A 19,083-nucleotide genomic window follows, 5' to 3' on the forward strand; every position below is an offset into this window, starting at 1 on the left:
AGTCGGTCAGCGCGAAGGAATGCCGTTCTTCTCGATCACGGGGTCGCTCTTCCATTTGAGCGTCGCGTCTATCAGTGTGTCTTCATCCGTGTCTGTCACCTTGCCGGCCTGACAGGTGCTTTGCTTCACGGGCTTTGCCTGGCCGTCCTTCAAGACCACCAGTCCGCCGTCCTGCAGGTTGTTGGCACCGGAGACGGAATAGACGACGTACTTGAAGCCTGCATTCGTGAATGCATAGGCATAGCCGCCGGTATTGCCTGCGAAGGTGAGGTGCGTGCGGGTGAAATCACCCTCGCTTCCCGCCGCCGGATAGGTCAACTCAGGTTTTTCCGGGCGGCCATACGCGTAGTAAAAGCGACGTCCACCGTTGGCGTCGTCACCAGCAGCGCACATGGAAACGGTCTTAGCGCTCTCTGCCAAGGGGCAGGAAAACACGACATGGTCCGACTTGCCGCACATGCTCGGCGACGCGGTGGCCGCCAGGGAGGCTATCGGCAGGGCGGTGGTCGTCACCATCAGTAGGAATGATCTTGCGGCAGTGTTCATGGAGTGCTTCTCTTCAGCGGAAGGAAAACAGTAGGTGCCCTTGGAGCATCGTCAGATGGAAAGCGGCGCGATCGTCACCTTCTCCATCAATCGTGACGTGAAGTACTTGTCCTGGTAGTAGCGGATTTTTTCGCACATCACAGGGTGAGGGATTCCCTCGTAGAGGAAAACTTCCTTTTCCGTACCCATGGCCTTCAGTTCCTGGGGGAGCATGAGCGCACGCTTCTCTTCGGTGTGGCTCTTCGACACGTCACCCTTCTTGCTCTTGGTGATGTTCTCGCGACGTACCGTCGTGTAGCCGAGCATGTCGGAATAGTCGTTGGCGTCCTGCTGCTCGCGTGGCGCGTACACGATCTGCAAGGCGTGGTTGGTGATGACGGTGCGCGAGACATCCTTGCCGTAGGTGGCATCGAGCTGGGCCATGCTCTGGATGATCGGCAGAAGACGAATGTTGTAACCCGCCATGTACGACACCGCCGAGGCAATGATCTCCACCTTGCCGATCGAGGTGAACTCGTCCATGAGCAGCAGGCACTGGTGCTTCAGGCTCGGATCGTTCTGCGGCAACACCTTGGTGTTGAGGTTGATGAGCTGGCTGAAGAAGAGGTTCACGATCAGCTTGCTCTCGGCCAGCTTGTTCGGCTGGATGCCGATATAGATGGTCATCTTCTTCTTGCGCACGTCTGTGAGCAGGAAGTCGTCGTCGCTCGTGGCCGCATCCAGCACAGGATTGATCCAGGCGTTCAAGGGTTCCTTGAACGTGCCGAGGATGGACGCGAAGGTCTCGTTGGCCTGCGAGAGCAGGTTGGCAAAGGCCGACTGAGCGTTGGCGCTGAGGAACGGCTCCTTCGAGAGTCGCGTATACAGCTCGCGCAGATCGGTGCCATCGCCCGACGACAGGCGATAGATCATGCCGAGCGTGGGCTTGCTGCGAATGATTTCCGGCCGGCCTTTCTTCTCGTCGTCCTCCCACTTCTCGCAGAGATACAGCGAAAACGCCATGAATGCGTTACGAGCCTGGCTCACCCAAAACTTCTGGTCGTCGGATATGTCCGGGTAGAGCATCGAGGCGATGCTCATAAGGTCCGAAACACGGAATGCCGGGTCCTTGGACACGTAGCTAAGTGGGTTCCATCGATGCGTGCGGCGGTCTTCGGCGAAGGGGTTGAACAGATAAATTTCCTGCCCCTGCGACTTGCGCCAACCACTCGTCAGGTCGAAGTTTTCCTGCTTGATGTCCAGGACTACCACCGATTCCTGGTAGTCGAGCAGGTTGGGGATCACCACGCCCACACCTTTGCCCGAGCGCGTCGGCGCGGCGAGGATCACGAACTGCTGGCCGGGAAGGCGCACGAGGTTGCCTTTGAACTTGCCTACCAGGATGCCGTTGGGCGCCGGCGAGAGCATGTTCTGCTTGCGCAGGTCCGATGCGGTGGCGAAGCGGGCGTCGCCGTGCATGGATTGCTTTGTGCGCCTGAACAGGAAAATGAGCGCGACAAGCCAAAGCAGCAACGGAAAGCCAAAGCCAATGCCGCCTGCCAGCTTGATCTTCCAGGCGTATGGCAGGTACTGCTTCAGGCCGAGTCCAAGCGCCCGCATGTAATCGAAGTATGTTCCGACTCTGAGCGGAACGTCCCTCAACCCAAGGAACGCGAGGGTCAAGTATCCCGCCAAGACGTAGCCCACGATTAGAGCCGCAACGAAGAGGCCGCCTGCCCAATATCCCCTGATCCTTGTCATGCCTTACTTTCTTCCTTTGGTTGTGAACTCGCACACATGGTGAAATTTATGTCCATATGGAGCGCAGTGCGGCCGGCCTTCTCGAAGGCCATGTCATTTATGATGCTCATGGGCCTGCGCCGGGTATCGAGTGGCCGGGCTGCTGTTGTTGCGTGTTCTGCTGACGGTCGGTGACCAACTGAGCTCGCTGCGTTGCTTCCTGCCAGGCGCGACTGCTTTCCTCGATAGAAGTGCTGACGGCCCGCTGCGTATCCACTTCCGCAACCTGCTTGAATGGCGAGTGGACGTCGCCTTGCACGGCGTAGGTGCGACTGGCATCCGCGCTGAGGCCGACATCGTCGATGCGCTGCATACCACCTTGCCGGACCGCGACAGTCAGCGACGCAGCGAGGCGATCGCTGCGCTCGTCGGGTGTGCGCTCTTGGCGAGCGTCGAGGCGATGCACTCCTTCGCGAGCTTGCTGGAAGAGCGCATGATCCGGGTGGGACTTGTCGTCCAGGCGCGGCGCCGGCTTATCACCATCGAACCATGAACCAGGATGGCTAAGGGTATCCCAGGCGTCGGACACTCTGTCGCCAATGGCGTGGGCAGCGTCGCCGACATCCTTGGCCATCTCGCGGCCGGCACGCTTCGCGGCGTCGGCTACCTCATGGGCAGCATGCCCAATCGCTTGTCCAGCCTCTGCCATATCCTGCGCAACCTCGCGACCCAGCGCGTGCGCTCGTTCGCCGATCTCTTTGGGCACCTCCCAGGTCGCCGACAGCCCCTTGCGGATGTCCATCACGTCGCTTCGGTAGCGATCGATCATGCCTTCGTGTGCACGGTACCGGGCCTGGCTCTCAGGGCTGATGATCGATTGCCCGAGCAGCTTGCTGTCCGGCACGAAGTTATCGATCGCATGGGCGTCGAAGTCCGTTGCCTTGATCGGGTTGCGCGGAGACAGGATGCCGCTGTCGTCGCGATAACCGGCTTTCGACAGCGTGTCGATGTCCCGCTGCGCCGCGTAAATGCGAACCTCGCCAAAGTGGGGACTGGCGGCACTGACAAGGTCGCCAGCTCGGACGTGGTCGATAACCTGGCTTCCTCCGCTGGGTACTCCAAAGAGGCTACCCCCGCCGTACGCGTTGAAGGTTTCGCCGCGCAACCCAAACTTTGCCGCGTTGATCTCGGCAAGCGTGCCGCCAAGCGAATGTCCGGTGACCGTGACATCGATGGGGCTCCCGGAGCGCTCCGATTCGTTGGCAGCCAATTTAAGCACGCGCTTGGTGAAAGCGGCCGCCTCTGCCTCCTGCGCGTTGATGCCGTTGAACACCATGCCGGCATCCACGACGCCATCATGCAATGGCTCGCGGTCGAATTCAGTACCCCTGTACGCAATAATGATTTCTTGCGTGTCCGTTCGTTGATACGCAGTGGCCTGGAAGCCGGTGCGTGGATCGTTGAATGTATCGATCGCCTTATATGTTACCCCATCCCGATCGAACTCCTTTTGCAGGACCGGGTCGTGATAGCTCTCTTTCGCCAGCAAGGCATAGTCAGTCGATCGCATGCTCACGGGAATTTCTCCGCGGATTCCAGAGTAACCGTGAAGGTGTCTTCGGGTCGCTTATATTTTCTGGGGTCGTCAACTCCAATATCGATTCGCTCCATGCTTTCGTCCGCGTAGGACGCATTAGCAAAATGCCGCTTGATGGCGGAACCTGCAAGAATTTCCTTCTTTGAGATCCCCGGAGAGAAAGTGACCGGCCCGTGGCGCAGCCCCGCCCCGACGGAAACGATTGACCAGCGGCATATGCCCTGTCCGAAATAGTCTTCATCCATGAACCGATCAAGGTACACCTCGGCCTTGTAGACATTGTCGCTTACACGCCTGAACTCGATAAGCTCGTGCCTCTGGGGCTCAAGAGTGGCGCCGGAGAAGGGTGTCAGCGGAACGCTAGCGGGGTTAATCACCTCATAGTCCGCGTATCCGTCTATATGGTCGAATTCTCCCGGCGCGCCTTCCACGCGCATCGTAATTTCATAGCGCATGCGCGGATTCGGATTAAGCTTGACGTCGGGCTTTTTCATGGTGGCATCGCATGCGTAGGTGGAAAGGAGCATCATGAGGATGAAAGACGTGCGTTTGAGTGAACTTCTCACCTGGGCTTCTCCATTGACTTCAGCGTGATGGAGAACACCCTGCCCGCGTCGGTGAAATCGGACTTGCTGGGTGAACCTATATCGATTCGGGAACGGGACGCCCTTTCATACGACCGCTCGGAGAAATAACGGACTACGCTCCTCTGGCCGATAATGTCGTCATGGTAGATCGCCGGGCTGAAATTCACCTTGCCATGGTGAAAGTCGGCGGACGCGCCGACCACCGACCAGTGGCAGACACCAATGCCAAAGTAGTCTTGGTCCTGAATTCGATCGACGTAGATCTCACCTTTGAAGGTATTCTCGCCGGCTCGTTCGAAGACCACGGGCAGCTGTGTCTGCGGTTCCACTGTGGCGCCGGATATAGGCGTGAGGGGCACGCAGGATCCGTTGACCACCTTGTAATCGATGTGTCCCTCGATCCGTTCGAAGGCGCCTGGTGCGCCTTCGACTGTGGCGATGATCTCATAGCGCATGCTCGGACTCTGGTTGAGTCTGATCTCGGGCTGTTTCCTGGTGGCACCGTATGCGTGTGTGCACAGGAGCAGCAGGAAGGCGGAAGACACGCTCTTAGCTAACTTCATGGGCCTTCTCCAAGTGCAGTCCTGGCGAACTGTCGTTGGGCCTGATGCTGTCGCCGTTCGGCCGGTGCCCGATCCTGGGAGGAATGCTCGGCGAGTGACGTATAGTCGGTGGAGAAAAGAGTCATTGACGCTTCTCCTCGGAACGGACAGTGATCGAGAACGTGGCGTTCGCTTCATCCTGATACTTCGCCCGATCGTCCTCGCCGACATCGACGCGATCGAGGTGCGTTGTGGCGTAAGAACGGTGCGAGTAATAGCGCGTGGTGGACTTGCCTTTCAGCAGGTCGTCATGAAAAAGCGGCGCGCTGAAGTCCACGCTCTTTACGAACAGGTTTGCGCTGGTGGCAACCACAGACCAATGACAGACGCCCTTACCGAAGTAATTTTCGTCCTGAAGAAGGTCGGCGAAGACTTCGCCCTTATAGGTGCCATTGCCGATAGCAGTCAGCGAGATGGGCACGCGCTTCTCCGGCGGCACCGTTGCGCCGGTCACGGGCGTCAACGGCACACAAGCTTCGTTGGCAACGCGATAATCGACCACACCCTCGACGCGGTCGAATGGGCCGGGCGCCCCTTTCACTTCGACAGTGATCTCATAGCGCATCCGCGGATTCGGGTTGATCTTGATGTCGGGTTGTTTCGTGGCGGCACCGTAGGCGTGTGTTGACAGGAGCAGGAGGAGGGCAGAGGACGCGCTTTTAGCTGCCATCACGGGTGCACTCCAGATGCAGCCTCCTCGTTATTGAGGCCGGAACCGCCGTGCGGACCCTTGCTCCTGCGCTTGCCATCGTGGCCTGTGATATGTGCCGGGCGATGGCCTTTCCCGGGCGGGATCATGTTCATGATGTCTTGGTATGGCATGTGTGCGTCCTCCCTCAGAGCGAATCGTCTTTGACGCGATAGAGGTGCCAGCAGTCGTCCTTCCGGAAGAAGAACGTCATCTGGTAGTCGGTGTCCGGCTTGACGAGTTTCACGGAGATCTCAGTCGGACCGCCCGCGGTCTGGGTCGCGACCAATCCGTCTTTCGTCTGCTGCGCCTGACTGGGCATCACGGGGAATGCCACTTCGGCCCTGGGTATGGACTTGGAGACGGGCTTCGGCTCGGGATCGGCGTTGGGGTCCACCGAGTCGCTTTGCAGGGGATCGGTGACATACGCCTTCTGAACGGCGACGTCGTTTTCGAACAGCGGAAGGAAGCGGTCGAAAGCTTCGGCGGGGCAGTTGGGCACACTCGTTGCCGCTGTCGGCGAGGAAGCGGCGGCGGCCGGTGTTGCCGTCGGCGCGGCTGACTTGTCGCAGCCTGTCAGGACGAGCATGGCGAGCAAGAGGGGCAGGGCCGTCATGCGTCCCAGGCGCTCCGATTGAACAAGGTTTGCGGTTGCGTTTGCGTCGTAGGGTTTGTAGCGATTCATGACATTCTCCGCCGTGGCATCCTGGAACACGCCACGCACCGGTGGTGAGTTCGCGCCCGCAAATGGGGGCGCATGGAGCGGGGCCGGGGGTGACGGCCTCGCGCGCGAACTACAGATTCATGACGGGAGGGGGCGCTTCGGGCGACGAGGCCGCCTGGCGTTGCACATGGTGCGACGAAGGCTCCTGCGGCAGGGGCTTGGCCAGTGCCGATGCGCTCTGCTCCACAGGTGTATTCACCGCCTGCGTGGTCGCTACATCTGCCACACGCTTGTGAGGCGAGTTGGCGTCGCCTGCCACGGCATAGGCGCGACTTGCGTCGTCGCTCAGCACCACGTGGTCGATCGAGGTCATGCCCTCGCGACGTGCCGCAACAGTCAATGCGGCGGCCAGATTGTCGCTCTGCTGATCGGGTGTGCGCTGATGTTGTGCATCGAGACGGTGAACCGCCGCGCGCGCTTGTTCGTAGAGCGCATGGTCGGGATGCGACGGATCATCGAGACGCAGCACGTTTGTGCGTGACGGGTGGACGGCCGCAATGGCCGCCATGGTGCTTGGCCCCGCGATGCCGTCGGTCTTCAGGTGGTGGTCGCGCTGGAACGCTTCGAGCGCCGAGCGGGTACCGGGGCCGAAGTCGCCGTCAGGCCGCAGGGGCCGGTGGTGCGAATCGGTGTACCCGAGCTGTGCGAGGGTCTTCTGGAGTTCGCGCACGTCTTCGCCATGGGCGCCCTCCTTGAGATTGCGCTGATGCACATCCGTGTGTCGCACGGCCGTCGGAGACACGGGCAAGCCAACCGACCCGTCGCCAAGGCGTTGCATCACGTCGGGCGTGAGCCGGCGTTGCCAGTCCGCGAAGCGGTTTTCGCGATCTTCAAACCCGTTCAGCTTGCCGTTGACGGCGATGGTCGCAGCCCGAACATCTTCGCGCGCCGCCTCCGGCACGCGGTTCTCCCAATACCACACGGCAATTCGCGATGCGTTCTCTGGCTTGGCGGCCAAGTCGGGGTGGCCGACGAGATCGAGGCCAAGCGCGTCGCCAGCGGCACGATAATTGTCCTTGCCTGTGAGTTGGATATATCCGCGTCCGCGATAGGTCCAGCCATCGCCGGGCTGGTCGTTGCCGTTGCGTCCGCCGTACATCAGTTCCGCAAGTTTCTCAGGGTGGCCTTTGAGCGCTTCGAGGCGAGCAGCTTCGAGTGCCTCGGCGCCTTCGCGCCAGGCGGACTTGACGGGAATTTGGGAAATGTTCCTCGTATATCGGAAGCTTTCCTCAAGCCGGTTCAGGCCGTTGGATTCGTGGGTGACCTGGGCCATGAAGTTGGCCAGTTCCCGCGGGCTTCTGATGCCTGCTGCATACGCATCGGTCAGGACTTGTGTTTCGCGATCGGTCGCCATGTGTAGCTCCTGTTTGACTAGTCTGTCGCGGTGTCCTTACCAGTTGCGCCTCGCCTCCGTGGCGAAGGATTGAAACTCATGGAAGGGTCACTTCCGGAATACTCGATGGATCGAAGTCTTGGAAGGATGTTTCGCCAAGGTCCTTGGCCGTGAGGTCTATCTGTTTTTCCTTACCCGTCTCGCTGTCGGTGACCTGGCGAACCACTCGGGTTACCAGCCAGCCCCTTCGGGATGCGGACCATGTAAAGGTGTATTCGTCCGACCAGCGTTCGCGGCTCCCGCCGCCGGTGGCGATGAGGAACTGCCCGGGAGCGATGATCCGCGTATAGCCGAAGGGGTCGCCAGACACGCCGCCGCAGGTGGAGCAGGGCACGATGCGCCCATTGGACGCCACCTTGCGGAGCTGACCGGAGCCGTCGCGCATCAGCAGGAGCACGTTGCGGCTTGGGCCTTCCCCCAGCTTTTCATGCCCGGTCCTGGGCGGGTCGAGCACCAGGATGACGCCCTGGCTTCCCTCGCCAGCGAGGGCCCCTGATTTGTACTCGAGAACCCGCGCCCCATCCGTCGCAAACGATTTGAGGTCATCCATCTTCATTCCTTTACCCTGCATGGCGGACGTGCTGGACGGTGTTGGACGTGCATAGGGGTTTGCCGTCTGCGCGTGCACCCACCCGGATACAAGTAGGGCGGTGGCACACGCGAGGCCGAACTTAAGTCGCAGTTGCATCAGTTGGCTCCTGATCCGCTTGTTTGGTCCTGGGGTTGCGATGGTGCTATTCGGGTGCTGGTTAGAGGCATGCCGAATAATAGACACGGTGATTGGCATCCCACTCGTCGGTGCATCCCTTTACGGTCACGATAGCTGATGCGTGGTTGCTCCATGGGATACGCACTAATTGGTACACCGGTTTTACGCATTTGGAATAAATGACCGGACAAGCCGGGTCTTTCCCGCGCTTGCAATTTTCGACGGCGCTGGCGTTGGCAGTTCCCTGGGTGGGCCCCGACGCGGTCGCGAATATGTCGGAGCTCACAGCCATCGCAACGCAACCGTTCTTTGCGGACACCACGACACGACAGTTGACCCCGCCCTTAGCTGCACAATCAGCCATTGCGGTGTGGTCGGCGTCTGCTCTAGTTCTGGCGTCCGCAGATTCTCCCAGTACACCCTTATCAGGATCAGCGCTGAGAGATATCCAGCTGGCGACGGCCTGCGGTCCAACGAAAGTGTCGGATGGACCTTGCGTTGCGCTCGAGTTGTTGTTTGGAACGCAAGCGCGCCATCCGTTTCCCTGCTGCGGGACTTGCCCAGGCGGGCAGCCCCCTTCAGCGAATAAAGGGCTAGAGATCAAGAGAAGCACGAATGCTGCGGCTGTCTTCATATTCACTTTGCGAGCAGCAATGCCTGCGCCGGGAATCTCATCATTGACCACCGATCTCTGATGGAAGGACTTGGAAGGAGGACACTCAATTCGCCAACGTAGGCTGCGCACAGGCTGAGTAATACGTGGTGCAATCGGACGGGCCGTTTTTCTGGCATTTTCCGATTGCGAGTCTCTCGGCGGTCATTTGCGTCGGTCCTTCCGATGTTGCGAGCTGCTTCGATCCGACCGCCATAGCGATGCATTGATTCTTCACTATGCCGATGATTTGGCAGTCGGTGCCCCCGTGCGCTGAGCAATCGTTCTTGGCTGCTTGTGTTGCTTCCAGTTCGGAAGCGCCATTGATGCCCTTGCCTAAGATTCCTTTCGGGGTGTCTGACGCTAGAGCGATCCAGCGCGCAACCCACACTGGGCCGCGGAACGTGTCCGCAGACCCGTCCGTGCGGGATGGATTATTAATTGGCACGCACGCACGCCACCCATTCCCTTGCTGAGGATACTGACCTTGGGGGCAGCCACCTTCAGCCACTGCATTCAACGAGAAGAAGCAAAGGAGGAGCAGAGTGATGAGTCTGGCACGATACATGTTTAAACCCGTTCTCTGGCCGGCGCAGTTTTTACTTCGTCAGGCTGCGGTGATGGGAGTGTGGCAGGCATCGACCGTGTTCTGTAACCACCGGCACCCTGGGTTGTCATGGCGGCGGTTGAGGCCTGAGTATCGCCACCGGAGAGCCTGTGCGCCGACCACGACCCCGGAGGCTGCCCACTCGGCCCAATGCTGCTGCCGGCGCCACCGAAGGCGGAATAGGTGAGGAAGTTGCCCAGTGTGCCCTGGAAGAACATGGCCGCCATGGGCGGTACGGAGACGATGAGGGCCGTAAGCAGCAGGCCGATACCGCCTTGCTGCATGGCGATGCTGTTCAGGCCTTCGGTAATGCACCCTGGATTGCCCGCGGAAGGAATTCTAAGTGCGCACCGCGCTATTGCGAATGAGGTGTGGCAGATCATCAGCGGTGCGATGACCACCGATGCTGCTGCCGGCACCGCCAAATGCAGAATGAGTGAAGAAGTTGTTGAGCGTGCCCTGGAAAAACGTGGCCGCCATCGATGAGAAGGAATACTCATCAAAGTTCCACAAGCTTCGCCATGTCGCACGATGAGTAGTACATGCGACAATCTTTGCTCACTTCGCTGCACTCCCCGAGTGCTGCCGACTCCGCGGCGCCTTTTGTCGTTCCTGATCGGTACGATACTCGTTCGGATCCCACCGCCATGGCGATGCATCCATTCGCCGCAGAGATCTTGAAGGTGCAGTTCTTCCCGCCGTTTGCTTTGCAGTCGCTTATCGCTGCGGAGATCGCATCATCTTCAACGAGCTTTCCAGTGGATGTGCCGAGAATCCCGAGCTCGCTATCGCCGGCAATAGCCTGCCACTGCGATACCCAACGTGCTTTCGGACGAGTTGCCTGCTGCTGTTGGTAACCGGGCGGAAGTGGGCCGCAGGACCGTACGTCGGTCCCGGAATAAGGGATCATGCCAGGCGGGCAGCCATTTTCAGCGTGCGCACCAGTCACACCGAGGGCCAGACACACTGCAATCAGTATAAGCATCAGCGATTTCATGAGCTACCTGCTGTTGGGCGCCGTTGTCTCAACTTCGTCACGCTGCTCTGCACGTGGGCCCATCCCGTTACAAAGAGGTCTGTGGCGCAGGCGAGGCCGAACTTAAATCGCAGCTGCATCAGTTGGCTTCTGGTCCACTTGTCTGGTCTTGAGGTTGTGACTGCAATATCCCGAGTGTGGTTCTGAAAGCGCCCACGTCTAGTTCCCGTATGCGATGTCAGTACAAGTCGAATAATACGGCTTGCATCCAGTCGAGTCGCTCTTATTACATTCAGTGACCGCTTGGTTCTCTGCAGTCATCTGCGTAGGTCCCTCTGCCGTTGCGAGTCGCGTGGTTCCGACGGCCACAGCTATGCACTGGTTCTTTACTGCTCCTATGATCTTGCAGTCAGTCCCGCCTTGAGTGGCGCAGTCAGACATGGCTCCCAAAATCGCCTCATCTTCGGAGGCTTTGTTGAGTCCTCCCCCAAGAATGCCCTTCGATTTGCCGAATGCGAGAGCGGTCCAGCGGGCCACTCTCGACGGGCCGCGAAAGGTATCGCCTGGGCCTGTTGGTTGCGGCGAACTTCCCATCGGTACACAGGCTTTCCAACCATGTCCAGACTGGGGCACCTGCCCAGGGGGACAGCCATCCTCGGCGAACACGGGGCAGGAAAGCCACATAAGTGTTAGAGCCACGATTAATTTGATGAGCGGCATGACTACATCCGATCCCTTGCAGGCACTGACTTAACGACATCTTGCTGCGGTAGCACTGGCACGGAAGGCATTGTTCGCACGCCCAGCGCGCCAATGTCCTCCGAGTCTCTTCCGCGAGTAGCTGCCGCACTATCTCCGCCGGAAAGCCTATGCGCCGACCAAGACCCCGGAGGCTGCCCACTCGGCCCAATGCTGCTGCCGGCGCCACCGAAGGCGGAATAGGTGAGGAAGTTGCCGAGGGTGCCCTGGAAGAACATGGCCGCCATGGGCGGTACGGAGACGATGAGGGCAGTAAGCAACAGGCCGATGCCGCCTTGCTGCATGGCGATGCTGTTCAGGCCCTCGGTGCTGCTGCCCAGAAGTTTGTTCACGATCTTGGCGCCCCACATGGCTTCGTTGATCTTGATCGTGAGGCGAAGAACGATGCTGCATACGACGCTCAGCAGCGCCATGGAGAAGATGGTGCCGATGCCGTACATGATCCAGCGCCGGAACAGTTCCTTGGTCTGGTCGAAGATCAGGCAAAGGATGAACAGCGGGCCGAGGCCAATGAACAGGGCCATGGCGAACTGGTAGAGAAGAAGCATGACACCTGCAGCCATGGGAGGGCTGGCGGTGCCGAATGCGGCTATCCAGGACGCGCGCTGCTTGTTGGCAAGCATTTCGGCATCGCTCGGGACTACCTGCACTGAGTTGATCGTACTCAGTGCGAGCTGTGTCCAGGCGAGGTTCCCGTCGATGGAGTCCGCCGTCGTTTCCTTGTCGCTGCCGGTGAAGATGCCGTGCACCGCCTTGTCAAGATCCACCGTGAGGAAGTTGTGCAAGTCCGTGCCCGCCACTGCCATGGTCGTCGCCGCGCCCACGATGACCGCGATGCGACCCATGTTGAGTACGGTGGCCATCAGCGGTTCACGTGACTGACCGCTAAGGATTCGGTAACCCTGAAGGAGTATCCACAAGGTCACGAGCACGAGTGCCAGGGCGCTCGCCCACGACATCATGCGGCCCATAAGCTCCATGCCGAACTTGCTGATCTGCTCGTTGAGATAGTCGTAGACCAGTCGGAAGTATATGTAATCCGTAATATTTGGCATGTCGCCTTATTCCTGAATGTGTGTTACCAATCCGCATGATCCTTGCGGTTCGGGTATCAATTGAAAGCGGCTTTCAGCGCCACGGTGTTCACCACTGTTCCCAGGACGCTCGGCGACCCAGCCATGGCTCGCCGCGAGAGGTTGGCCTGCATCGTGAGGAGCATGTCGATTTGGGCGTCAGCTTGCTTTTGATTGGATTCCCACTGGGCGCGGGCCGTATCCAATGTCTGACCGAACTCGGTCAACTGGGCAGTAAAGTTCGCCGTATTGCCGTTGGATTCGCCAATCTTGCTGATGAGCGTGCTCTGAGCGGTCGCCATCTCAGTGCCCTTTTGGGCCACATAGTTGAGATAGCGAACAGTGTCGTTGTACTTGAGGTTCTTGGCCTGGACGATCATCGCGCAGATATTTTGCTGCTGCTGCAGTACATCGCCATTCATGTCAGGAATCAACTTGTCGAGCGCCGTATCGAGGACGCCGGCGAGCCCTCCGTTTGCTACTCGTCCTGGGCACTCGACATCCACGCCGAAATCCTCAGCCACTTCCGTGAACTGATGCTTGAGTGTGAACAAGGTGAAGTTGAGGTGCTGAAGTTTGTTGAGCTGTGTCTGCCAGAAGGTGGCTTGGTCGGCGTAATGCTGGATGACGCTTTGGTAATGCTGCGCCGTTTCAATCCAGCGACCGTACTGGTCATAGTAATTCTGCAGCGAGTTGGCGATCGCCGTGTAGTCGATGACCGGCCAACCCGCGCGAGCAGGTTCGCTATGCATGCCGCAGGTCACGGTCAAGGCCGCGCCGAGCACGATCTTGAGAAGTGGGCTGCGAACGGACTTGAATTGAGTAGTTGTGCTCATGATGGTCTCCTATCCTGAGTCGACGATGGTTGTCAGTTACGCGACACGTTGGGACGAGGTGGGTGTAGGACGAGGGGATGGCCGGCCCTTGCCGCTGCCCTTGCGGTTCTCGTAGAACGCGTCTAGCCACTGCTCCGGGCGAAGATCGTCCGGCGATACGCCTTCGGTTTCGGCGCGTGCAGCAAGAATTTCGTGCATGATTTCGATGTTGTCCGTCGATGCAGAGATGACGGCCAGAGCGTCGTCCAGTCCGCGCAGATTCAACTGGCAGACAGCGGACGCGTGGCCTTGCTTCACGAGGAAGCAGCGAGAGCGCTCGTCGAGGCTCACCACGACCTGGTACTCCGCCTCCGTCAGTTTCAGGCCGTCGACATAGTCTTCGCGACTGGCATTGGGATTCGGGAGCAGGATCATGGTGGCCGTCTGCTCGATGAGCGCGGCCGAGATATCGCTGGCCAGCGCATCTTCCGGACTCTGGGTCGCGAAGATGCCAAGTCCGTTCTGCTTTCGAATGGTCTTCTGCTTGTTCTTGGCGAATTCCTTGAGGCCACCCTTGCCGTCGAGAATCTTCCAGAACTCGTCCATCACATAGATGAGACGCCGGCCGTCGATGAGCGCCTCGAGCCGGTGCAGAAGATAGTTGATGACGGGTGCCCGGACTTCGGGGTTGTCGATGATGTCCGTGTAATCGAAGCCGATGATGTTGGCCTTCGTCAGGTCGACGGTGTCACGGGGGTTGTCGAAAACCCAACCCAGCGAATTGCCGGCCGTCCATTTGCGCATGCGAATGAAGAGGCCGTCGTCTCCGAGGTTCGGCAAACTCTTCTGGAAGTTCGTCATGGTGCGCAGATGCATGGGCGTGTCGAGCATGCTCTCCACGGCCCGGAAGATGTCTTCCTCTTCCCGCGAGCTGTAGACGCTCTTGCCGGCCAGCACCTTGATCAGGTCGGCGAGGAACTGCACGTTCGCCTCGTTTCGCTCGCATTGGAACGGGTTGAAGCCGGTCGGCTTACCGTTTTCCAGGGCGAGATAGTTGCCACCACAGGCACGCACGAAGATCTCGGCGCCGCGATCCTTGTCGAAGAAGAAGATCGTGGGGGAGGGGGAAAGCTTCTGAACCTGGCTCAGCAGGAAGTTGATGAGCGCGGTCTTACCGGTACCGGACTTTCCGATCACCATGGTGTTGGCGATGGCTTTCTCGCCTAGCGAGTTCTCAGCCGGGTGCGTGGCGTGGAAATTGAAGTAGTAGGGCTGCCCATTCGTCGTCTGCAGCGTGGTAACGCAGTTGCCCCACGGATTGTTTTCCTTCTTGCCGGTGGCGAAATTGTGCAGCGGCGAGAGGCCGAGGAAATTGAGCGAACTGACATTGGCCAGGCGGGTTCGGTATTTCCAGTTGCCCGGAAACTGAGCGTAGAACGCCGCGGTGACGGCCAGGTCTTCCTTGACAGTGACAAATCCTGCATTGGACAGCTCGGCCCGCGTGGCAGCAATCTGCTGTGAGAGCAGATCCTGGCTAGGCGCGTATATCGCAATGGTGAAGTGGTACTCACCAAGCACGAAGTTGCCGGACGCGAGCTGGTCCATGGCATGGTCCAGTTCCACGATCTGGCTCACGGCCTTGTCGCCCGACGAGATCATCATGCCCTTGGTCCGCTCTAGCGCCGACAGCGCATTCTGCCGTCCCATGGGCGAGAACGAATGGGTGATGACGTACTCGAAGTCGAGGTACTTCAAGCCATTGAGGATGCCGGGGTAAGTCGCCTCGACATACTCCTTGAGGTTGAGTATCGCGCCGAAGTGATTCTTTCCATCCGGTGTCGTGAGCACGTAATCGCCGGTCTTCGCCGAGAAGCGTTGCCGGCTCACCGGGAGGTAATCATAAATTGGCGCCTGTAGCGACGGCACGGGTTCGTCGATACGGTTGAGAATGTATCCGTAGAGCTCGAGAACCTCCGAGAAGACCACGCCATTAGGTGCCTCATAGAGGCCAAGACGGTAGGGCGCGTAGTCCTTGAGCACAGCCTCGACGTTGCCGGCGAGTTCGAGCACGGTGGCGATGGCCTGTGCCTGCTCTTGTTGGAGCCGTTCGATGTTGGCGCTCTTTTCCACCCAGCGCTTACCCTCGACCACCGGGCGATAGATCATGGTCAGGTACAGCTCATTCTGCATGAGCTTTTGCCCTGACAGTGAGCTGTAGTAGGCGTCGGAGAGTGCCTGGTTGAAAGGCTGTTCGAACTTTGAACTGTCCTTGATCGGCCTGCGCCGACGGATGTCGTGAACCCAGAAGGCCACGTTCGGGTAGTCCGGCGCACGCAGCGTCTGCAGCATGCGGTTGAAGGTATTGTGCCGGTGCTCGATCTCCCATTCCTCCCTGCCGACGAAGGGCAGGCCGTCCAGGCGCCACACCAATAGGTAGTCCCCGCCGGTGGTCTTGACGACCGTCGGCGAGACATGGCTCGAAAGCGTGATATGTGTGGCTATGGGTGCGTCGGGCGTAAACATGGCGGTTTCACCGTATGGAGCACGAAAGGCCCTGGCAATGGATGCCAGGGCGGGAGACCTACTTCTTGCGCTTGTTCTTGGGGTCGCGGTAGTTGTTGGGGGTGAACACCCACATACCACCGTGTTCCTGCACGTTCCTCATCCGCGTCTTGAACTGCAGCCGCAGTCCAAGAAGACGGAAGATCATCTCGTCGCGCTTCGCCATCATTCGCATGATGAAGATCACGACCGGCATAAGGAGCAGGTACCAGTAGTTGAAGTACATGGCCAGCAGCAAGCACGAGCCCGCACCCATGAAAAAAGGGACGTAAGGCACGCCCATGAACATGGGGGGGCGCGTGCAACCCCGGAACAGTACGTTCTTATGCATGGAAATGCAGGAAATGCATGGCCGTCTGCATTGCGTCGATGAGCATACCCACGTTGCCTGCTTCCGTGCACTGGCCGCTGGCGCCGGCATCGTCGCCCTGGACAACTGTCTTGGCGATCTGGGCGGCGGCACCGATGAGCACGCCGCCAATGAGGGCCGGGGTCACATCAGAGATGCGCTTGTGGGCGAAGGCAATCTGGTAGCCGGAGAAGATCACTGCGACCGTCACCACGACGATCGAAGCGGCGTTGAGGATGCCCTTGATGTTCGAGAAGAATCCGCAGACCTTATCTTGGGTGGTCTGCGCGAAGGCGAGTTCGGGCATGACAAGCAAGGCGAGCACTGCGAAGAGGGCAATCGTGTTGAGCAGCGGATGCCTGGATTTGGCGATGGCGGTGCTGATGGCGGACAGGGACATCATTCAGTTCCTTCATTTCGGTTGGATCGGGAAAGGACGGCATGCTTGGCCGTCCGATTTGTGAGAGCTGCTTTCCGCGCAGCCAGCGGTGCGGTGGCATCGCCCGGAATCCGTCCGGCACGCGCCTGCAAATCAGAAAACGAAGGCATCGTCGGTACCTCCGTTGCGGACATCCGCGTTGTCTACCGCCGGCCGGGCGGGTGCCGCCGCGGGCGGCAGCGTCGCGCCCTGGACGGGATCGTTGGGCCCTCGCACCTGAGGCACGAAGACATCGTTGCCGGCCGGCGACGATGCTGATACGCCGATCTGGGACATCACCGCGGAAGTGGCGGGATCGGTGCGAATCATCCCCGGCTGCATCGGAGCGCTCGGTGGAAGCTGCGCGCCGATTTGCCTCATGACCGCGGCAGTGGCCGGATCGGTGGGGATTGGCCCAGGAGGCGGGGCGGGCGTGTTGTTTAGCGCGGGGTTGGTGATGGGAACCGCTCCCGGCATGCCGTTATTCGCGCGCTGAAGTGCCTGCAAGGCTTGCAGCGTCTGCGGGTCCATGCCGGCAGGATGCGCGGCATTGGAATCGGGGTAGCCGGCCGATTGTGGGGCCCCGCCGGTGCCGCTGGCTCCGGTGGCGCCGGCGATGGCAGGCCCCACAACGGCAGCGACCGCCGAGTCGACGACGCTCCGCATGGCCACCCTATAGGCGGGGCTATCCGGCTTGAGTCCTTCCGGCGACTTTCCGGTGACTCGCGCAACCCTCACGGGCGTCTTCGTCACGAGGGGAATCGGTTGCGTGCCCGTGAAGGTGGCATCGCGGGACATCGAGTCGAACACGCGCTGGACATAGCCATGTTCGTAGCCGGTAGTGAAATTGCCGGAGTAGTAGCAGCTGAACGCTTTGCCCCAGTCCTTGCCCGCGCTGGCGTAGCACTGCGCGAGAATGCGCGAGCCGGCCACGAGGTTGGGGCAGTACTCGAAGGCTTTCTCGTAGGTGTCCAGGCCGTATTTGCCCAGATTGGAGCGGTTGACCTGCGCGATACCGAGCGAATAGTTGTAGCCACGCGACTCGAGCATGCGAGCGGTGGCGACGGCCTCCGGGAGGTTCTGCGGCTGGCGCACAAGCTGCCCGCCCACGACGCCGATGGCGAAGGGGTTCTTGCTCGATTCGACGTTGACGACGTGCTTCATCACCTCGGCCGGCACGGCAAGGTTCTGGCAGCTCATCATTTCCAATCCTGGTATCACCTTTACAACTCCTGTCTAATGACCTGTTGTCGTGAAGAGAGTTACCCCCCGCCCGCGCCGCTCAGTGCGCGAGCCGGGTTGAAATCGATGCCGGTGATGTACCGACGGCCAGCGTGTGCCTTGATGTGAACCACGATGTCGATCGTCAGCATCAAGAGGCGTTTGATCGTGGAGAACTCCAGGCCGGCTCCTTCCGTCGAGGCCTTTACCATCAGTCCCAACTGGTCCCAGGTCTGCTCCACGCTGCCCGCGTGGCAGCTTGTGATGGAACCGGGGTGGCCGGACGCGCAGTTGCGAATGAAGTAGAACGATTCGTCACCGCGCAATTCGGCGAGGATGATCCGGTCGGGCTTCATTCGCAGGCATGCTTCCATGCAGCTCTTGGCCGTGACGTTGCTCGTGCTCTGGCCGCCCTTGGAGTAGAGCAGGTGCACGACGTTGGGCTGATCGATGAACAGTTCCCGCGCATCCTCGATCGTCACCAGCCGCTCGTCCGGCGGTATGTGGTTGACCAGCGACTTCATGAAGGTGGTCTTGCCGCTGCCGGTGGCACCAGCGACCACGATGTTCTTCTTGTTGAGCACCGCATGACGGAAGAAATCCGCGTAGCGTCGCTCCGAGCGCAGTTCGAGCAGTTCGCGGTCGGCCTGGCTGATCGTGTGCTCGCCTTCCAGGATCTCGGAAAAGAACCCGTCCTGATCGTACTGGGCGAGGGTCCGGGTCTGTTTGGATGGCAGGCGAATGGTGATCGATATACGGCCGGCCTCGCAGGCCGGGGGAATCACGAACTGCGCGCGCTGCCCGGTCGGAAAGGTGAGCGACACCACGGGGTCGGTATCCGTGATGCGCTGGCCCGTGTTGCTTTCATTGACCACGGCGGTGCAGAACTGACGGGCACGCTCGAAGGTGAGCGAGGGCACCTCCACGCGCTGCCAACCGTCCCGGCGTTCGAGATACAGCTCGCCGGGACGATTGATGCAGATTTCCGTGACGTCCGGCTCGGCAAGGAAGCCCTTCACCCCCAGCACCTCGTACTGGTAGTCAAGGAAGTCGTTGCTGACGCTGGCCAGTGCGCTCTCGCTCATG

Annotated in this window: 20 protein-coding genes and 1 pseudogene; 1 reads left to right on the forward strand and 20 read right to left on the reverse strand. The window is 59.9% G+C overall.

Features of this window, described 5'->3' with window-relative positions; genetic code table 11:
- Positions 1 to 6: 6 nt before the first annotated feature.
- From HBF26_RS17795 to HBF26_RS19980, 11 genes are all read right to left on the reverse strand, one after another.
- Positions 7 to 546, reverse strand: coding sequence for a hypothetical protein (locus tag HBF26_RS17795; RefSeq protein WP_167129386.1), 540 nt, complete (start codon positions 544 to 546; stop codon positions 7 to 9).
- A gap of 51 nt (positions 547 to 597) precedes the next feature.
- Positions 598 to 2,286, reverse strand: coding sequence for a type IV secretory system conjugative DNA transfer family protein (locus HBF26_RS17800; RefSeq protein WP_167129387.1), 1,689 nt, complete (start codon positions 2,284 to 2,286; stop codon positions 598 to 600).
- A gap of 106 nt (positions 2,287 to 2,392) precedes the next feature.
- Positions 2,393 to 3,835, reverse strand: coding sequence for an XVIPCD domain-containing protein (locus HBF26_RS17805; RefSeq protein ID WP_240151416.1), 1,443 nt, complete (start codon positions 3,833 to 3,835; stop codon positions 2,393 to 2,395).
- 2 nt (positions 3,836 to 3,837) lie between these two features.
- Positions 3,838 to 4,356: a hypothetical protein gene (locus tag HBF26_RS17810; protein ID WP_167129391.1), complete on the reverse strand. Its 519-nt coding sequence runs from the start codon at positions 4,354 to 4,356 to the stop codon at positions 3,838 to 3,840.
- Between the two features lie 68 nt (positions 4,357 to 4,424).
- Positions 4,425 to 4,904, reverse strand: a complete 480-nt coding sequence (locus HBF26_RS17815) for a hypothetical protein (RefSeq protein ID WP_167129392.1) — start codon at positions 4,902 to 4,904, stop codon at positions 4,425 to 4,427.
- 229 nt (positions 4,905 to 5,133) lie between these two features.
- The gene (locus HBF26_RS17820) at positions 5,134 to 5,721 is read right to left on the reverse strand and encodes a hypothetical protein (RefSeq protein WP_167129393.1); all 588 of its coding nucleotides are present in this window, start codon (positions 5,719 to 5,721) and stop codon (positions 5,134 to 5,136) included.
- A gap of 166 nt (positions 5,722 to 5,887) precedes the next feature.
- Positions 5,888 to 6,424 carry a hypothetical protein gene (locus HBF26_RS17825; RefSeq protein ID WP_167129395.1) on the reverse strand — a complete coding sequence of 179 codons (537 nt, stop codon included), beginning with the start codon at positions 6,422 to 6,424 and terminating at the stop codon, positions 5,888 to 5,890.
- 109 nt (positions 6,425 to 6,533) lie between these two features.
- Positions 6,534 to 7,817 (reverse strand): XVIPCD domain-containing protein, encoded by a 1,284-nt coding sequence (locus HBF26_RS17830; RefSeq protein ID WP_167129396.1) that lies wholly within the window; start codon positions 7,815 to 7,817, stop codon positions 6,534 to 6,536.
- A gap of 76 nt (positions 7,818 to 7,893) precedes the next feature.
- Complete coding sequence (locus HBF26_RS17835) at positions 7,894 to 8,544, reverse strand: hypothetical protein (protein WP_167129397.1); 651 nt, start codon at positions 8,542 to 8,544, stop codon at positions 7,894 to 7,896.
- A 61-nt stretch (positions 8,545 to 8,605) separates the two neighbouring features.
- Positions 8,606 to 9,199: a DUF4189 domain-containing protein gene (locus HBF26_RS19975; protein ID WP_167129399.1), complete on the reverse strand. Its 594-nt coding sequence runs from the start codon at positions 9,197 to 9,199 to the stop codon at positions 8,606 to 8,608.
- An 85-nt stretch (positions 9,200 to 9,284) separates the two neighbouring features.
- The gene (locus HBF26_RS19980) at positions 9,285 to 9,785 is read right to left on the reverse strand and encodes a DUF4189 domain-containing protein (protein WP_167129400.1); all 501 of its coding nucleotides are present in this window, start codon (positions 9,783 to 9,785) and stop codon (positions 9,285 to 9,287) included.
- Positions 9,786 to 10,106: 321 nt separating this feature from the next.
- On the opposite strand from HBF26_RS19980, the gene HBF26_RS17850 reads away from it, so the two are divergent.
- Positions 10,107 to 10,310: a hypothetical protein gene (locus HBF26_RS17850; protein WP_167129401.1), complete on the forward strand. Its 204-nt coding sequence runs from the start codon at positions 10,107 to 10,109 to the stop codon at positions 10,308 to 10,310.
- Between the two features lie 13 nt (positions 10,311 to 10,323).
- Here HBF26_RS17850 and HBF26_RS17855 read toward each other — a convergent pair whose 3' ends face one another.
- The 9 genes and pseudogenes from HBF26_RS17855 to virB11 form a co-directional block, all read right to left on the reverse strand.
- A complete protein-coding gene (locus HBF26_RS17855) occupies positions 10,324 to 10,821 on the reverse strand; it encodes a DUF4189 domain-containing protein (protein WP_167129403.1) in 498 nt (165 codons plus the stop codon).
- A 198-nt stretch (positions 10,822 to 11,019) separates the two neighbouring features.
- Entirely contained in the window at positions 11,020 to 11,520 is a 501-nt protein-coding gene (locus HBF26_RS19985; RefSeq protein ID WP_167129405.1) for a DUF4189 domain-containing protein, read from the reverse strand.
- Positions 11,521 to 11,522: 2 nt separating this feature from the next.
- Positions 11,523 to 12,614 carry a TrbL/VirB6 family protein gene (locus tag HBF26_RS17865; RefSeq protein ID WP_167129406.1) on the reverse strand — a complete coding sequence of 364 codons (1,092 nt, stop codon included), beginning with the start codon at positions 12,612 to 12,614 and terminating at the stop codon, positions 11,523 to 11,525.
- 56 nt (positions 12,615 to 12,670) lie between these two features.
- Positions 12,671 to 13,468, reverse strand: a complete 798-nt coding sequence (locus tag HBF26_RS17870; protein ID WP_167129408.1) for a hypothetical protein — start codon at positions 13,466 to 13,468, stop codon at positions 12,671 to 12,673.
- Between the two features lie 36 nt (positions 13,469 to 13,504).
- Positions 13,505 to 15,970 (reverse strand): VirB4 family type IV secretion/conjugal transfer ATPase, encoded by a 2,466-nt coding sequence (locus HBF26_RS17875; RefSeq protein WP_167129409.1) that lies wholly within the window; start codon positions 15,968 to 15,970, stop codon positions 13,505 to 13,507.
- A gap of 58 nt (positions 15,971 to 16,028) precedes the next feature.
- Entirely contained in the window at positions 16,029 to 16,340 is a 312-nt protein-coding gene (locus HBF26_RS17880) for a VirB3 family type IV secretion system protein (protein WP_167129410.1), read from the reverse strand.
- Positions 16,333 to 16,758 carry a TrbC/VirB2 family protein gene (locus HBF26_RS17885; RefSeq protein ID WP_167129412.1) on the reverse strand — a complete coding sequence of 142 codons (426 nt, stop codon included), beginning with the start codon at positions 16,756 to 16,758 and terminating at the stop codon, positions 16,333 to 16,335. The genes HBF26_RS17880 and HBF26_RS17885 overlap by 8 nt, the downstream gene beginning before the upstream one ends.
- 824 nt (positions 16,759 to 17,582) lie before the next feature.
- Positions 17,583 to 17,997, reverse strand: a pseudogene (locus tag HBF26_RS19670) (lytic transglycosylase domain-containing protein); the annotation flags it as partial.
- A gap of 41 nt (positions 17,998 to 18,038) precedes the next feature.
- The gene (virB11, locus tag HBF26_RS17895) at positions 18,039 to 19,082 is read right to left on the reverse strand and encodes a P-type DNA transfer ATPase VirB11 (protein ID WP_167129414.1); all 1,044 of its coding nucleotides are present in this window, start codon (positions 19,080 to 19,082) and stop codon (positions 18,039 to 18,041) included.
- Position 19,083 lies beyond the last annotated feature (1 nt).

Source organism: Luteibacter jiangsuensis (assembly GCF_011742555.1).
GTDB classification, from domain to species: Bacteria; Pseudomonadota; Gammaproteobacteria; order Xanthomonadales; family Rhodanobacteraceae; genus Luteibacter; species Luteibacter jiangsuensis.

Bases quoted from the DNA above. Each gene is read 5' to 3' on its own strand.
- HBF26_RS17830 (WP_167129396.1), bottom strand. From the start codon at position 7,817: ATGGCGACCGATCGCGAAACACAAGTCCTGACCGATGCGTATGCAGCA.
- HBF26_RS19975 (WP_167129399.1), bottom strand. From the start codon at position 9,199: ATGAAGACAGCCGCAGCATTCGTGCTTCTCTTGATCTCTAGCCCTTTA.
- HBF26_RS17875 (WP_167129409.1), bottom strand. From the start codon at position 15,970: ATGTTTACGCCCGACGCACCCATAGCCACACATATCACGCTTTCGAGC.
- HBF26_RS17810 (WP_167129391.1), bottom strand. From the start codon at position 4,356: ATGAAAAAGCCCGACGTCAAGCTTAATCCGAATCCGCGCATGCGCTAT.
- HBF26_RS17820 (WP_167129393.1), bottom strand. From the start codon at position 5,721: ATGGCAGCTAAAAGCGCGTCCTCTGCCCTCCTCCTGCTCCTGTCAACA.
- HBF26_RS19985 (WP_167129405.1), bottom strand. From the start codon at position 11,520: ATGCCGCTCATCAAATTAATCGTGGCTCTAACACTTATGTGGCTTTCC.
- HBF26_RS17870 (WP_167129408.1), bottom strand. From the start codon at position 13,468: ATGAGCACAACTACTCAATTCAAGTCCGTTCGCAGCCCACTTCTCAAG.
- HBF26_RS17865 (WP_167129406.1), bottom strand. From the start codon at position 12,614: ATGCCAAATATTACGGATTACATATACTTCCGACTGGTCTACGACTAT.
- HBF26_RS19980 (WP_167129400.1), bottom strand. From the start codon at position 9,785: ATGTATCGTGCCAGACTCATCACTCTGCTCCTCCTTTGCTTCTTCTCG.
- HBF26_RS17855 (WP_167129403.1), bottom strand. From the start codon at position 10,821: ATGAAATCGCTGATGCTTATACTGATTGCAGTGTGTCTGGCCCTCGGT.
- HBF26_RS17835 (WP_167129397.1), bottom strand. From the start codon at position 8,544: ATGCAACTGCGACTTAAGTTCGGCCTCGCGTGTGCCACCGCCCTACTT.
- virB11 (WP_167129414.1), bottom strand. From the start codon at position 19,082: ATGAGCGAGAGCGCACTGGCCAGCGTCAGCAACGACTTCCTTGACTAC.
- HBF26_RS17800 (WP_167129387.1), bottom strand. From the start codon at position 2,286: ATGACAAGGATCAGGGGATATTGGGCAGGCGGCCTCTTCGTTGCGGCT.
- HBF26_RS17880 (WP_167129410.1), bottom strand. From the start codon at position 16,340: ATGCATAAGAACGTACTGTTCCGGGGTTGCACGCGCCCCCCCATGTTC.
- HBF26_RS17825 (WP_167129395.1), bottom strand. From the start codon at position 6,424: ATGAATCGCTACAAACCCTACGACGCAAACGCAACCGCAAACCTTGTT.
- HBF26_RS17805 (WP_240151416.1), bottom strand. From the start codon at position 3,835: ATGCGATCGACTGACTATGCCTTGCTGGCGAAAGAGAGCTATCACGAC.
- HBF26_RS17795 (WP_167129386.1), bottom strand. From the start codon at position 546: ATGAACACTGCCGCAAGATCATTCCTACTGATGGTGACGACCACCGCC.
- HBF26_RS17850 (WP_167129401.1), top strand. From the start codon at position 10,107: ATGGCGATGCTGTTCAGGCCTTCGGTAATGCACCCTGGATTGCCCGCG.
- HBF26_RS17885 (WP_167129412.1), bottom strand. From the start codon at position 16,758: ATGTCCCTGTCCGCCATCAGCACCGCCATCGCCAAATCCAGGCATCCG.
- HBF26_RS17815 (WP_167129392.1), bottom strand. From the start codon at position 4,904: ATGCGCTATGAGATCATCGCCACAGTCGAAGGCGCACCAGGCGCCTTC.